The 14,388-nt window shown below is 67.7% G+C and carries 14 protein-coding genes; 10 read left to right on the forward strand and 4 right to left on the reverse strand.

Annotated features, from left to right (window positions below; translation table 11 throughout):
- The first annotated feature begins 33 nt into the window (after nucleotides 1–33).
- The 6 genes from betI to NP80_RS11390 all read left to right on the forward strand — a co-directional run bounded on the left by betI (nucleotide 34) and on the right by NP80_RS11390 (nucleotide 7,556).
- Nucleotides 34–618 carry a transcriptional regulator BetI gene (betI, locus tag NP80_RS11365; protein ID WP_006396347.1) on the forward strand — a complete coding sequence of 195 codons (585 nt, stop codon included), beginning with the start codon at nucleotides 34–36 and terminating at the stop codon, nucleotides 616–618.
- A gap of 30 nt (nucleotides 619–648) precedes the next feature.
- The gene (gene betB, locus NP80_RS11370; protein ID WP_006410879.1) at nucleotides 649–2,118 is read left to right on the forward strand and encodes a betaine-aldehyde dehydrogenase; all 1,470 of its coding nucleotides are present in this window, start codon (nucleotides 649–651) and stop codon (nucleotides 2,116–2,118) included.
- A 22-nt stretch (nucleotides 2,119–2,140) separates the two neighbouring features.
- Nucleotides 2,141–3,841 carry a choline dehydrogenase gene (betA, locus tag NP80_RS11375; RefSeq protein WP_006406015.1) on the forward strand — a complete coding sequence of 567 codons (1,701 nt, stop codon included), beginning with the start codon at nucleotides 2,141–2,143 and terminating at the stop codon, nucleotides 3,839–3,841.
- A 429-nt stretch (nucleotides 3,842–4,270) separates the two neighbouring features.
- Entirely contained in the window at nucleotides 4,271–5,215 is a 945-nt protein-coding gene (locus tag NP80_RS11380) for an ABC transporter ATP-binding protein (protein WP_006406013.1), read from the forward strand.
- 5 nt (nucleotides 5,216–5,220) lie between these two features.
- Nucleotides 5,221–5,991: an ABC transporter permease gene (locus NP80_RS11385; protein ID WP_006396342.1), complete on the forward strand. Its 771-nt coding sequence runs from the start codon at nucleotides 5,221–5,223 to the stop codon at nucleotides 5,989–5,991.
- Nucleotides 5,992–6,134: 143 nt separating this feature from the next.
- Nucleotides 6,135–7,556 (forward strand): MFS transporter, encoded by a 1,422-nt coding sequence (locus NP80_RS11390; protein ID WP_006410876.1) that lies wholly within the window; start codon nucleotides 6,135–6,137, stop codon nucleotides 7,554–7,556.
- A 146-nt stretch (nucleotides 7,557–7,702) separates the two neighbouring features.
- Here NP80_RS11390 and NP80_RS11395 read toward each other — a convergent pair whose 3' ends face one another.
- Nucleotides 7,703–7,933, reverse strand: coding sequence for a hypothetical protein (locus tag NP80_RS11395; RefSeq protein WP_006396340.1), 231 nt, complete (start codon nucleotides 7,931–7,933; stop codon nucleotides 7,703–7,705).
- A 185-nt stretch (nucleotides 7,934–8,118) separates the two neighbouring features.
- Here NP80_RS11395 and NP80_RS11400 point away from each other — a divergent pair, with 185 nt between their 5' ends.
- Complete coding sequence (locus NP80_RS11400) at nucleotides 8,119–8,550, forward strand: YciI family protein (protein ID WP_006410874.1); 432 nt, start codon at nucleotides 8,119–8,121, stop codon at nucleotides 8,548–8,550.
- A gap of 174 nt (nucleotides 8,551–8,724) precedes the next feature.
- Complete coding sequence (locus NP80_RS11405; protein WP_006410882.1) at nucleotides 8,725–9,603, forward strand: alpha/beta hydrolase; 879 nt, start codon at nucleotides 8,725–8,727, stop codon at nucleotides 9,601–9,603.
- A gap of 114 nt (nucleotides 9,604–9,717) precedes the next feature.
- On the opposite strand, the gene NP80_RS11410 is transcribed toward NP80_RS11405, so the two are convergent.
- The gene (locus NP80_RS11410) at nucleotides 9,718–10,431 is read right to left on the reverse strand and encodes an SDR family NAD(P)-dependent oxidoreductase (protein WP_006406008.1); all 714 of its coding nucleotides are present in this window, start codon (nucleotides 10,429–10,431) and stop codon (nucleotides 9,718–9,720) included.
- A gap of 129 nt (nucleotides 10,432–10,560) precedes the next feature.
- On the opposite strand from NP80_RS11410, the gene NP80_RS11415 reads away from it, so the two are divergent.
- Nucleotides 10,561–11,520 (forward strand): LysR family transcriptional regulator, encoded by a 960-nt coding sequence (locus NP80_RS11415; RefSeq protein ID WP_006410880.1) that lies wholly within the window; start codon nucleotides 10,561–10,563, stop codon nucleotides 11,518–11,520.
- Nucleotides 11,521–11,535: 15 nt separating this feature from the next.
- Here NP80_RS11415 and argC read toward each other — a convergent pair whose 3' ends face one another.
- Complete coding sequence (gene argC, locus NP80_RS11420; protein ID WP_006410872.1) at nucleotides 11,536–12,465, reverse strand: N-acetyl-gamma-glutamyl-phosphate reductase; 930 nt, start codon at nucleotides 12,463–12,465, stop codon at nucleotides 11,536–11,538.
- Between the two features lie 129 nt (nucleotides 12,466–12,594).
- On the opposite strand from argC, the gene NP80_RS11425 reads away from it, so the two are divergent.
- Nucleotides 12,595–13,479 (forward strand): LysR family transcriptional regulator, encoded by an 885-nt coding sequence (locus NP80_RS11425; RefSeq protein ID WP_006410873.1) that lies wholly within the window; start codon nucleotides 12,595–12,597, stop codon nucleotides 13,477–13,479.
- Between the two features lie 73 nt (nucleotides 13,480–13,552).
- Here the strand turns inward: NP80_RS11425 and NP80_RS11430 are convergent, their stop codons facing one another.
- The gene (locus NP80_RS11430) at nucleotides 13,553–14,386 is read right to left on the reverse strand and encodes an OmpA family protein (protein WP_006410875.1); all 834 of its coding nucleotides are present in this window, start codon (nucleotides 14,384–14,386) and stop codon (nucleotides 13,553–13,555) included.
- Nucleotides 14,387–14,388 lie beyond the last annotated feature (2 nt).

Below are 14,388 nucleotides of genomic sequence, written 5' to 3' on the forward strand. Positions count from 1 at the left end.
CCATCGAGGCCCGTGCGGGCGACAGGAGTGACGATGCCGAAAGTCGGAATGCGGGAGATCCGCCGTGCGCAGTTGATCGACGCGACGCTGCGCTCGATCGACGAGGCGGGGCTGCCCGGCACGACGCTCGCATCGGTCGCGCAGCGCGCGAACATCTCGACCGGCATCGTCAGCCACTACTTCGGCGACAAGGACGGGCTGCTCGAAGCGACGATGCGGCACGTGCTGCGCGATCTGTGGTCGGCCACCACGCGCCGCCGCACGGCCGCGCGCAAGGATCCGCGCTCGCGGCTGCGCGCGATCGTCGCCGCGAACTTCGACGATACGCAGATCGCCGCGCCGGTGATGAAGACCTGGCTCGCGTTCTGGTCGCAGAGCATGCACGACCCGATGCTCAAGCGCCTGCAGCACGTGAACACGCGGCGCCTGCATTCGAACCTGTGCGCCGAGTTCGCGAAAGCGCTTCCGCGCGCCAAGGCGCGCGAGGCGGCCAGCGGCCTGGCCGCGCTGATCGACGGCCTGTGGCTGCGCGGCGCGCTCGCCGGCGGCCCGATCGACACCCGGGCGGCGCTGAAGCTTGCCCACGACTACATCGACCTGCTGCTCGCGTCCGACTGACGCACGGCAGGCGCCTTCAAGGAGATCCTCATGTCCGTATACGGTTTGCAGCGGCTCTACATCGGCGGCGGTTACGTCGACGCGACGAGCGGCAAGACTTTCGACACGTTCGATCCGGCGACCGGCGAACAACTCGCGCAGGTCCAGCAGGCGAGCGCTGCCGACGTCGATCGCGCGGTCGCGTCCGCACGCGAAGGCCAGCGCGAATGGGCCGCGATGACGGCGATGCAGCGCTCGCGGATCCTGCGCCGCGCGGTCGAGCTGCTGCGCGAGCGCAACGACGAACTCGCGGCGCTCGAGACGCGCGACACCGGCAAGCCGATCGCCGAGACGCTCGCGGTCGACATCGTCACCGGCGCGGACGTGATCGAGTACTACGCGGGCCTCGCGACCGCGATCGAAGGGCTGCAGGTGCCGCTGCGCGCCGATTCGTTCGTCTACACGCGCCGCGAACCGCTCGGTGTCTGCGCGGGCATCGGCGCATGGAACTACCCGATCCAGATCGCCTGCTGGAAGACGGCGCCCGCGCTCGCGGCCGGCAATGCGATGGTGTTCAAGCCGAGCGAAGTCACGCCGCTGAGCGCGCTGAAGCTCGCCGAGATCTACACCGAAGCCGGCGTGCCGGCCGGCGTGTTCAACGTCGTGCAGGGCGACGGCTCGGTCGGCGCGCTGCTGACCGGCCATCCGGACATCGCGAAGGTGTCGTTCACCGGCGGCGTCGAAACGGGCAAGAAGGTGATGTCGCTCGCGGGTGCGTCGTCGCTGAAGGAAGTGACGATGGAGCTCGGCGGCAAGTCGCCGCTGATCGTGTTCGACGACGCCGATCTCGATCGCGCCGCCGACATCGCCGTCACCGCGAATTTCTTCAGCTCCGGGCAGGTCTGCACGAACGGCACGCGCGTATTCGTGCACCGCTCGATCAAGGACGCCTTCACGCAGAAGGTGCTCGAGCGCGTGAAGCGCATCCGCGTCGGCAAGCCGACCGATGCCGATACGAACTTCGGCCCGCTCGTGTCGGCCGCGCAGCTCGACAAGGTGCTCGGCTTCATCGAAAGCGGCAAGGCCGAAGGCGCGAAGCTGCTCGCGGGCGGCACGCGGCTGACCGAGGGCCATTTCGCGAACGGGCAGTACGTCGCGCCGACCGTGTTCGGCGACTGCCGCGACGACATGAAGATCGTGCGCGAGGAAATCTTCGGGCCCGTGATGAGCCTGCTCGATTTCGAATCGGAGGACGAAGTGATCGTGCGTGCCAACGACACGCACTACGGGCTCGCGGCCGGCGTCGTGACCGAGAACCTGTCGCGCGCGCACCGCACGATCCACCGACTCGAAGCCGGCATCTGCTGGATCAACACGTGGGGCGAATCGCCGGCCGAAATGCCGGTTGGCGGTTACAAGCAATCCGGTGTCGGACGCGAGAACGGCATCACGACGCTCGAACACTACACTCGGATCAAGTCGGTGCAGGTCGAGCTCGGCCGCTACAACCCGGTATTTTGAGTCCTCAAGGAGTTCAACCGTCATGACGACACGCGAATACGACTACATCATCTGCGGCGCGGGCTCCGCGGGCAACGTGCTCGCGACGCGCCTGACGGAAGATCCGAATGTGACGGTGCTGCTGCTCGAAGCAGGCGGCCCCGACTACCGCTTCGACTTCCGCACGCAGATGCCGGCGGCGCTCGCCTATCCGCTGCAGGGCCGTCGCTACAACTGGGCGTACGAGACCGATCCCGAGCCGCACATGGACAACCGCCGGATGGAATGCGGGCGCGGCAAGGGGCTCGGCGGCTCGTCGCTGATCAACGGGATGTGCTACATCCGCGGCAACGCGCTCGACTACGACAACTGGGCGACGCACCAGGGCCTCGAGAACTGGACGTATCTCGACTGCCTGCCGTACTTCAAGAAGGCCGAGACGCGCGACATCGGGCCGAACGACTATCACGGCGGCGACGGTCCCGTGTCGGTGACGACCAGCAAGCCGGGCGTGAATCCGCTGTTCGAGGCGATGGTCGAGGCCGGCGTGCAGGCAGGCTATCCGCGCACGGAGGATCTGAACGGCTATCAGCAGGAAGGCTTCGGCCCGATGGACCGCACGGTCACGCCGAAGGGCCGCCGCGCGAGCACAGCGCGCGGCTACCTCGATCAGGCGAAGACGCGGCCGAATCTCGAGATCGTCACGCACGCGCTCGCCGATCGCATCCTGTTCGACGGCAAACGCGCATCGGGCGTCACGTATCTGCGCGGCAACGAGCGCGCGACCGCGCATGCGCGCCGCGAAGTGCTCGTGTGCAGCGGTGCGATCGCATCGCCGCAGCTGCTGCAGCGCTCGGGCGTCGGCCCCGGCGCTTGGCTGAAGGAACTCGACATTCCGATCGTGCTCGATCTGCCGGGCGTCGGCCAGAACCTGCAGGACCATCTGGAGATGTACATCCAGTACGAATGCAAGGAGCCGGTGTCGCTCTATCCCGCGCTGAAGTGGTGGAACCAGCCGAAGATCGGCCTCGAATGGATGCTGAACGGCACCGGCCTCGGCGCGAGCAACCACTTCGAGGCGGGCGGCTTCATCCGCACGCGCGACGACGATCCCTGGCCGAACATCCAGTATCACTTCCTGCCCGTTGCGATCAACTACAACGGCTCGAACGCGATCGAGATGCACGGCTTCCAGGCGCACGTCGGTTCGATGCGTTCGCCGAGCCGCGGCCGCGTGAAGCTGCGCTCGCGCGATCCGAACGCGCATCCGAGCATCCTGTTCAACTACATGGCCGAAGCGCTCGACTGGCGCGAATTCCGCGACGCGATCCGCGCGACGCGCGAGATCATGCGGCAGCCGGCGCTCGACCGCTATCGCGGCCGCGAGCTGAATCCGGGCGCCGACCTGAAGAGCGACAAGGAGCTCGACGCGTTCGTGCGCGCCCGCGCCGAAACCGCGTTCCATCCGTCGTGCTCGTGCAAGATGGGCTACGACGACATGGCGGTCGTCGACAACGAAGGGCGCGTGCACGGGCTCGAAGGATTGCGCGTCGTCGATGCGTCGATCATGCCGATCATCACGACCGGCAACCTGAACGCGCCGACGATCATGATCGCCGAGAAGATCGCCGACAAGATCCGCGGCCGCAAGCCGCTCGAGCGCGCGAACGTGCCGTACTTCGTCGCGAACGGCGCACCGGCGCGCAACGTCGCGAAGGCCGTGCGTCAGCCGGAAACGGTCTGAGTCGGCGGACGCGCACCGCGGCTTGCGGTGCGCGTCCCGTTGTTCGCTTCCCGCGCTTCCTACACTTCGCGCGCTTTCCACACTCCCCATGCTTCCGCCGCGCGCCGCCGATTGCGGCGCGCGCCGCGGCCCGCTTGACCCGATCGGGCAAAATCGCCACCCATTGTTCGTTCATTCCGAATAAATAGACCGGACATGTCGCGCGGCGCGCACCTTTCGCGCCAATCGCCGACGCAACCGCGGCGCCCTTTCCACGGAAATGCATTTACATCTGCCGATTGCTAAGATGGCGATCCTGCGATTCCGCACCCCGTGCGATCGACATCGCGCATGTGTGCCGCGTCGTGCCCGCGTTCGGCTGCCTTGTGCCGGCCGCGGGCCGAACGCGCCGCGCGTGCCGTCGCTGCGATCCGCCTGCCATCCGCGAGCATGCAACCGATCCTCTCGATTTCCGACCTCTCGAAAACATACGCGTCCGGCTTCCAGGCCCTGAAGCACGTGACGCTCGACATCCGCCCCGGCGAAATCTTTGCGCTGCTGGGTCCGAATGGCGCCGGCAAGACGACGCTGATCGGCTCGGTCTGCGGGATCGTCACGCCGACCGAAGGCCGCGTGACCGTCGGCGGCCACGACATCCGCGACGCGTATCGCGCCGCGCGCGAGCTGATCGGCCTCGTACCGCAGGAACTGACGACCGACGCGTTCGAGACCGTCTGGGCGACCGTGTCGTTCAGCCGCGGCCTGTTCGGCAAGGCGCCCGACCCCGCGCACATCGAGAAGACGCTGAAGGCGCTCTCGCTGTGGGACAAGCGCAATAACAAGCTGATCACGCTGTCCGGCGGGATGAAGCGCCGCGTGATGATCGCGAAGGCGCTGTCGCACGAGCCGCGGATCCTGTTCCTCGACGAGCCGACGGCCGGCGTCGACGTCGAACTGCGCCGCGACATGTGGAAGCTCGTCGATACGCTGCGCGAAGACGGCGTGACGATCGTGCTGACCACGCACTACATCGAGGAAGCGGAGGAAATGGCCGACCGGATCGGCATCATCCTCGGCGGCGAACTCGTGCTCGTCGAGGAGAAGCGCGAGCTGATGCGCAAACTCGGCAAGAAGCAGCTGACCGTGCAGCTCGAGCATCCGCTCGCGAGCGTGCCGGACGCGCTCGCACCGTTCGGGCTCGAGCTCGCGGAAGGCGGCGCCGCGCTCGTGTACACGTACGATTCGCAGCGCGACGACGCGAGCATCGCGACGCTGATCGCCGCGCTCGGCGCGGCCGGCATCGGGTTTCGCGACCTGCACACGACGCAGAGCTCGCTCGAGGACATCTTCGTCAGCCTGATCGACAACCGCCGCAACGGCGCACAACGGGCATAACCATCATGGCGCACATGAACTTCCACGCGATCCGCGCAATCTATCGCGCCGAAATGGCGCGCACGCGCCGCACGCTGATGCAGAGCATCATCGCGCCGGTGATCTCGACGTCGCTCTACTTCGTCGTGTTCGGGTCGGCGATCGGCTCGCGGATCAGCGACGTGAACGGCATCGGCTACGGCTCGTTCATCGTGCCGGGCCTCGTGATGCTGTCGCTGCTGTCGCAAAGCATCTCGAACGCGTCGTTCGGCATCTACTTCCCGCGCTTCACGGGCACGATCTACGAGGTGCTGTCGGCACCCGTGTCGCATTGGGAAATCGTGACCGCCTACGTCGGCGCGGCCGCGTCGAAGTCGATCCTGCTCGGGCTGATCATCCTCGCGACCGCCGCGCTGTTCGTGCCGCTGCATATCCTGCATCCGTTCTGGATGGTGTTGTTTCTCGTGCTGACGTCCGTCACGTTCAGCCTGTTCGGCTTCGTGATCGGCATCTGGGCCGACAGCTTCGAGAAGCTGCAGCTCGTGCCGCTGCTGATCATCACGCCGCTCACGTTCCTCGGCGGCAGCTTCTATTCGGTCGACATGCTGCCGCCCGCGTGGCGCGTGATCACGCTGTTCAATCCGATCGTCTATCTCGTCAGCGGCTTTCGCTGGTCGTTCTATGGGCTCGCGGACGTGCACGTCGGCATCAGCCTCGCCGCGACCTCGCTGTTCCTCGTGATCCTGCTCGCGATCGTCGCGTGGATGTTCCGCACCGGCTACAAGCTGAAGAACTGAGCGCGCACGCGTCGCCGGCGATGACGCATTTGTTCAAGCCGACGACGCTTTTCCTCCAATGCGGCCTTTTGTGGTCGCGTCTACTGAAAGCTCGAAGCCTTGAAGCCCGTCGCTTCGAGGCTTCCTTTCTTTCAGAGGACGCCATGCCCGCCGCCACTGCCCCCGCCTCCGCTGCCGCCCGGCTCGAACGCCTGCCGTTTTCCGGCTATCACAAGCGGATCTTCTTCATCATCGCGATCGCGTTCTTCTTCGATTCGGTCGACCTCGGCACGATGACCTTCGTGCTCGGCTCGATCCGCAAGGAGTTCGGGCTGTCGACGGCCGCCGCCGGCGTCGTCGCGAGCGCGAGCTTCGTCGGGATGGTGCTCGGCGCGGCCGTCGCCGGCCTGCTCGCCGATCGCTTTGGCCGCCGGCCCGTGTTTCAGTGGAGCATGGTGCTGTGGGGCGCCGCGTCGTATCTGTGCTCGACCGCACAGAGCGTCGACGCGCTGATCGTCTATCGCGTGCTGCTCGGGATCGGGATGGGCATGGAGTTTCCGGTCGCGCAGACGCTGCTGTCCGAATTCGTGCCGACCGAGAAGCGCGGCCGCCTGATCGCGTTGATGGACGGCTTCTGGCCGCTCGGCTTCATTACGGCCGGCATCGTCGCCTACTTCGTGCTGCCGCAGTTCGGCTGGCGCACCGTGTTCGCGCTGCTCGCGATTCCCGCAGTGTTCGTGCTCGTCGTGCGCCGCATCGTGCCCGAATCGCCGCGCTGGCTCGAGCATGCGGGCCGTCACGAGGTAGCCGACGCCGTGCTGCGCACGATCGAGGCGAAGGTGATGCGCTCGGCCGGCGTCGCGACGCTGCCGCCGCCGTCGCGGCTCGCCGAGCCGCTTGCCGCGCGCGGGCGCGGCGCGCTGCGCGAGATCTGGAGCGGCGCCTATCGCCGCCGCACGACGATGGTGTGGCTGCTGTGGTTCTTCGCACTGCTCGGCTTCTACGGGCTCACGTCGTGGCTCGGCGCGCTGCTGCAGCAGGCCGGCTTCGAAGTCACGAAATCGGTGTTCTATACGGTGCTGATCTCGCTCGGCGGCGTGCCGGGCTTTCTGTGCGCCGCGTGGCTCGTCGAGCGCTGGGGACGCAAGCCGACCTGCATCGCGTCGCTCGTCGGCGGCGGCATCATGGCGTACGCGTACGGACAAAGCGCGCTGTACGGCGGCAGCATGGCGCTGCTGATCGGCACCGGGCTCGCGATGCAGTTCTTCCTGTTCGGGATGTGGGCCGCGCTGTACACGTATACGCCCGAGCTGTACGGCACCGGCGCGCGCGCGACGGGGTCGGGCTTCGCCTCGGCGATCGGCCGGATCGGCTCGCTGATCGGCCCGTACGTCGTCGGCGTCGTGCTGCCCGTGTTCGGCCAGGGCGGCGTGTTTACGCTCGGTGCGCTGTCGTTTGCCGCCGCGGCGCTCGCCGTCTGGACGCTCGGCATCGAAACGAAGGGGCTCGCGCTCGAGGAACTGGCGTCGGGCGACGAAGGCGGCGCCGGCGGCCGGTATCCGGCGACGGCCGACAAGGTGTCGTGATCGGCGTGTGGCACGCGGACGCGGCGCCATGCATTGATTTGGGGGCCCGTGCAACGGACGACGTGCAACGGGCGCCTTGCAGCAGGTGACGGGCGACCCGCGCCGAGCAACCGCAAAACGCTCGGTACGCCGCGCCCCGCCGCCGCTCACGCATCGGCGACGATGAATTCCTCGGCCGCCTTGCGCTGAATCGCCGCCATCGTCTCGAGTTCATGCGCGGCACATGGCTCGCTCGAGACGACGCCCGTCGCGTGCTTCGCCTTCGCGCCGGGCGGATAGAACACGAACGACGCGCCGGCCGGCGCATCGGGCGCCGCGCGCAGACGCTTGTTCAGAATCTTCAGATATTTCTTCTTCGACACTACCTTCGCAGCCATGACACCCTCCGGCGTGACGTAATGGCGGTCAGCATACCAGTTCCGGGCGCGCGCCTGACGCGCACGCTTTTTTGTCGGTCGATGTCGATTTCCCGACGCGTCGTGCGTCGTGTGATTGCAAGCCCGCAGCCGCCGTCACGCGCGGCCGGCATGCGATCCACATTCATATCGAAGGAGAAACGACAATGCGCGTCATGGTGATCGTGAAGGCCACGGCCTATTCGGAAACGGGGGCGCTGCCCGATACCGAACTGCTGACCGCGATGGGACGGTTCAACGAGGAGCTCGTGAAGGCCGGCGTGATGCTCGCCGGCGAAGGGCTCCATCCGAGCTCGCGCGGCAAGCGCGTGCGCTTTGCCGGCGAAGGCCGGACCGTGATCGACGGTCCGTTCGCCGAAACCAGGGAGCTCGTCGCCGGGTTCTGGCTGTGGCAGGTGAAATCGATGGACGAAGCCGTCGAATGGGTGAAGCGCTGCCCGAACCCGATGCCCGGCGAATCGGAGATCGAGATCCGTCCGATATTCGAGGCGGAAGACTTCGGCGCGGCGTTCACGCCCGAGCTGCAGGCGCAGGAAGCGCGGCTGCGCGACGAGATCGACGCGCGCCACAAACCGTAGGACGTGGTCCCGGCGGCATGCGCCGACGTCGCTCGCCGGCACCTGACAACCCGTATGTTTCGCCGAAATTCGGTTGAAAGGCCCGGTTGCTAGAGTCGCTCGGCACGGGATGCCGAATGCCCGCTTTTCCGGTGAACGCGACGAATGCGACAAGTGCGACGAGTCCGACGATCGATGAAGCTGATGCGCGTGTGCTGGCTGCTTCTGCTGCTCGCAGCGGCCGGCCCCGCACGCGCGTTTCATACGCGCACCGTCGCGATTCCGAGCGCCGCGATGCGCGCGACGCTCGCGGCGACCGTCGTCCTGCCCGACGACTATCTGCGCGGCGGTGCGCACCGCGTCGAACGCTATCCGGTCGTCTATCTGCTGCACGGCTCGGGCGGCAACCACACCGACTGGACCGCGAACACGCGCATCGGCGAACTCGCCGACCGCTATCGCGTGATTCTGGTGATGCCCGACGGCGGACACGAAAGCTGGTACATCGACAGCCCGTTCGAGTCGGGCAGCCGCTACGAAACCTTCGTCGGCGACGAAGTCGTGTCCTACGTCGACGCGCATTTCCGCACGCTGGCGACGCGGCGCACGCGGGCGATCACGGGCCTCAGCATGGGCGGCTTCGGCGCGCTGCGCATCGCGCTCGACCGGCCCGACACGTTCGGCGCGGCCGGCAGCATTAGCGGCGCCGTCGACCCGCGCAACTGCGAGGACGAACCGGGCATCGACCATGTGTTCGGCGATCCGGTCCGCCATCCGTCGTTCTGGAGCCGCAACGCGATTGTCGAAAGCGCCCGCGCATTCGTGCACACGCATGTCGACTTGACGATCGACTGCGGGCGCGATGACTCGTTCATCGGCTCGAACCGCACGCTGCACGAACGGCTCGTCGCACTGGGCGTGCCGCACGACTATGCGGAGCGGGCGGGCGGCCACACGTGGGACTACTGGGCGCAGGCGATCCGTTATCAGATGCGCTTCTTCGCGACATCGTTCGAGCGTGGCCGGTACGCGATGCACGCGCATCCGTCGGCGGCTGCCGTGCGGCGCTCGTGATGCGCGCGGCGCGATGCGCGGCGTCGATCGCGGGGCCATGCACGGCAGTTGCATGACGGCAGCGCAGTCGCTGCGGACGACGCGTGCCCGTCCGCGTTGCGGAAACCGTGCCGCTCACCACCGCACGGTTCGACCACGATAGTCGAGATATTCGAGCCCCGCGCGCCCGCGTTTGGCGAGCAGCACGTCGACGACGCCCGGCACGCTTTCGTCGATCGACAGCCGCGCGTCCGGCCCGCCGAGCTCGGTGCGTACCCAGCCGGGCGCGATCAGCACCATCGCGAGCGGCGTCTGCGCATGACGCGCCGCGAAGCTGCGCATGAACTGGTTCAGCGCGGCCTTGCTGCCGCGATAGAGCTCGCGCTGGCCCGATTCGTTGTCGGCGATGCTGCCCTGCCCCGACGACATGATACCGATCAACCCGTCGCGCGGCACCAGGCCGGCCAGCGTCTCGACCACGCGCATCGGGCTCAGTGCGTTCGTGATCATCAGTTCGACGAAATCGTCGGTCGACACCTCGCCGATGGTCTGCGTCGGATCCGGATTCGTCGTCCCGGCATTGACGAACAGGATGTCGAAGACGCGACCGGACAGGCGCCCGGCCAGCGCGCGGATCTGCTCGGGCTGCGTGATGTCGAGCGTTTCGATCCGCAGCCGGTCCGGGTACGCCTCGGCGAGCGCGTGCAGCGGCGTGCGTCCGCGATCCGCGCGCACGGTGCCTACGACGTCCCAGCCACGCTTCAGGAACTCGGCCGCCATTGCGTGACCGAGGCCGCGCGACGCGCCGACGAGCAGGATCGTGGGACGAGGGTGAGAGGTATCGGGCATGGGCTACTCCTTTTCGACAGCGGCACCATGCATTGTCGGGATCGCGTCCGGTTTGCACCAGACGCGCCGCGTGCAATCGTCGATTGCATCGCACGCCATCCGTGCGGCGTTTTCGATTATGCTCGCCGCATGTCACGCGTCGACCTGAACCTGCTGACCGCGCTGGATGCGTTGCTGACCGAACGCAGCGTCACCGGCGCGGCGCGCCGCCTGAACCTGAGCGTATCGGCGACGAGCCGCACGCTCGCTCGCCTGCGCGCGCTGACGGGCGATCGCCTGTTGCTGCAGGCAGGCCGAACGCTCGTGCTGACGCCCTACGCGGAGCAGTTGAGCCGGCGCATTCCCGCCCTCGCGCGCGAAGCGGAATCGGTCTTGAGCCGCGCCGCGTACCGGTTCGACAGCGCGACGCTCGCGCAGCGCTTCACGTTGCGCGCGGGCGAAGGCTTCGTCGATCTGCTCGGCGCCGCGCTGACGAACCGCGTCCGCCACGCGGCGCCCGGCGTACAGCTGCGCTTCGTGCCGAAGCCGGACTGGAATGCGCAAGCGTTGCGCGACGGGCTCGTCGATCTGGAAATCGGCGTCGTGAAAACCGCCGCGCCCGAAATCCGCACGCGTGTGCTGTTCACGGATCGCTACGTCGGCCTGTGCCGGATCGGCCATCCGCTGCTCGCCGCGGGCGAGATCGACATGCAGCGATGGCTTGCGTACGACCACGTGACGATCTCGCGTACCGGCGAGGCGGACAATCCGATCGGCGCCCAGCTCGAATCGACCGGCGTGCCGCGCAACGTGCCGATCGTCGTGCCCTCCTATACCGGCGCGATGCAGCTCGTCCGTCATTCGGATCTGCTCGCCGTCGTCCCGCATTCCTGTCTCGGCAATACGTTCATGCCCGACTACGCGGCCGCGAACGGCGTGCAGTCGTTCGCACTGCCGCTGCCGTTGCCCGCGTTCAACATTTCGGCGATCTGGCATCCTCGGCTCGATCACGATCCGGCGCACCGCTGGCTGCGCGACGAAGTGCGCGCCGTCTGCGCGGCCGCCTATCCGGACAACACGCTGGCCGCTCCGTCGCGCATCGATCGCTAGACGCCCGGCCGGCCGCTATTGCCGCGCGAGCATCAGGTCCAGGTTCTGAACCGCGGCGCCCGAGGCGCCCTTGCCGAGATTGTCGAACACCGCAGCGAGCAGCACCTGCTCCTGCGCCGCGTCGTGAAAGACGCTCAACTGCATGTCGTTCGTGCCGTTCAGCGCCTGCGGGTCCAGATGGGTCGACGCGCGCGATGCCTCCAGCGGCAGCACGCGCACGTGCGCGGCCTGCGCATAGTGACGTGCGAGGCACGCGTGCAACGCGGGGCCGTCGACGCCGGGCGCCAGCAGGCGCACCGCGATCGGCACCGTCAGCACGATGCCCTGGCGGAACGCGCCGTATGCGGGCACGAAGATCGGGCGCTGCGCCAGCGTCGCGTGCCGTCGAATCTCCGGTGCGTGCTTGTGCGCGAGTGCCAGCCCGTACACCTGATAGGCACGCGCGTTCGCGGCGCTCGGCCCTTCGTGTTCCTCCACGCCCGCGCGTCCGCGTCCCGAGTAGCCGGATACCGCATGAATGGCGATCGGGTAATCGGCGGGAATGAGCCGCGCTTCCACGAGCGGACGCAGCAGGCCGACCGCGCCGGTCGGATAGCAGCCCGGGTTGCTGACGCGCCGCGCGTTCGCGATCTGCTCGGCCTGCGCCGGCGCCATTTCGGGAAATCCGTACGTCCAGCCCGGCTGCGTGCGATGCGCGGAGCTCGCATCGACCACGCGCACGGCAGGATTGACGATGGCGCTCACGGCCTCGCGCGCGGCGTCATCCGGCAAACAGAGGATCGCGATGTCGCAGCCGTTGATCGCCTCCGCGCGGCGCCGCGGGTCCTTGCGCTCGGCAGTGGGCAGCGTGAAGACGCGAATGTCGGTCCGGCCGCGCAGCCGGTCGTGAATCTGCAGGCCGGTCGTGCCTTGGTCGCCGTCGATGAAGACTACGGGCGTGCTCATGGTGGATGACTCCGCTGACTATGGGTCGTGACAGTTGAAAACGAGCCCCTATGTTGCGCGGACGTCTAGAATAGGAAAAGTTGAATTTCATGACCTACATATTCAACTTTTCTGAATCGGGACATCGCCATGCGTGAGATCAGCCTGGACCGCCTGCGCACGTTGGTCGCCGTGGCCGAGCGCGGCTCGTTCGCCGATGCGGCGCGTGCGCTGCACCTCGCGCCGCCGACGGTCAGTCTCCATATCGCCGAACTCGAAGCGCGCATCGGCGCGCCGCTGCTGTCGCGCAAGCGCGGGCACGTCGGGCCGACGTCGATCGGCGCGGTGCTGGTCGAGCGTGCGCGCCGCCTGCTCGCCGACGCCGAGCAGGCGCTCGACGACGTTCAGCGTCAGGTCGCGGGGCTCGAAGGACGCGTGCGCCTCGGCGCGTCGACGGGCGTGATCGCGCATCTGCTGCCGCAGGCGCTCGACGCGCTGCGCGCGCCCCATCCCGCCATCGACGTTCAGATCGCCGTGCTGACTTCACAGGAAACGCTGTCGCGGCTCGTGGACGGCACGCTCGACGTCGGGCTCGTCGCACTGCCGCAGCCGCCGGTGGCCGGACTCGTGATCAAGCCGTGGCGGCGCGACCCCGTGATGGCGTTCGTGCCGGCGCATTGGCGCTGTCCGGCGCGCGTGACGCCCGAATGGCTCGCTGCGCGGCCGCTCGTTCTCAACGATGCGACGACGCATCTGTCGCGGCTGACGGCCGAATGGTTCGCGGCCGCCGGACACCATCCGGCGCCGCGCATTCAGCTGAATTACAACGATGCGATCAAGAGTCTGGTGGCGGCCGGTTACGGTGCGGCGCTGTTGCCGCATGAGGCTGCGACGCCGCTAGCCGACGCGCGTATCGTGATGCGTCCGCTGCGCCCCGGCCTGTGGCGACGGCTCGGCATCGCGCATCGTGCCGGACACGTCGAGCGTGCGACGCAACACGTGCTCGACGCGTTGTGGGATTTGCGGCTCGCGTAGCGCACGGCCGCCTGCGCGACGGGTTCGCGCGATCGATCGCCGGCATGCGCGGGCGCGCATGCCGGTGCGAGCGTCAGTCCTGGCCGTACACGGTAATCGTCACGCGCCGGTCCTTCTGCAGGCAGGCGATGACGGCCGGCGTTTCGCCGGACGGACAATGCGACACAGGCTGCGACGATCCTGCGCCTTCGGCGCGGATGCGTGCGGCGTCGAGCCCGTGCGCGACCAGATAGCGCTTGACCGTCTCGGCCCGCGCACGCGACAGCGCGCGGTTGCTTTGATCCGAGCCGATGCGATCGGTGTGACCGACCACGTCGATGCGCGTCGTGCCGCGTTCCGCGCGGATTTTCGCGATCGCGTCGTCGAGTTCGGCGCGGCCGCCCGGCAGCATCGAGTCGAGGCTCGACTTCGCAAACGGGAACAGCGCCTCGCCTGCGATCGTGAACTGCGCGCGCGGTGCGGGTGCTGCCGCGGCCGCCGGCGCGACGGCCGGCGCAGCGGAGGGCTGCACGAACTCCGCACATTGCGGGTCGCGCCAGTACGTCGCGCTCACGCGCATGTTGCGGTCGAACTGCACCTGGTACTGACACGACACGACCTGATCGCTGCGACGGAAGTCGAACACGTAGTTCCACACGCGATTGCCGACGAACCACTCATGAAACTGCGGCGGTCCGATCAGATCGTAGAGCTGATCCTTGTTGAGCCCCGTACTCACATTGCGCAGATTCGCGACGTTCACGAACGTGCCGCCCGCGGGCGATGCGGACGCCGCATCGGGAAACTGCGGCGGCGTATGGGGCGTCGCACATCCCTGCAGCGCGGCGGCAGCCACGACGCACCCCGAAAGCAGCACGGCCTGTTTGAATTTCATGGTTCGCTGATTGTTCCGTTTGATGTTTCGCATCG

This window comes from Burkholderia multivorans ATCC BAA-247, assembly GCF_000959525.1.
In the GTDB taxonomy this organism is placed as follows: Bacteria; Pseudomonadota; Gammaproteobacteria; order Burkholderiales; family Burkholderiaceae; genus Burkholderia; species Burkholderia multivorans.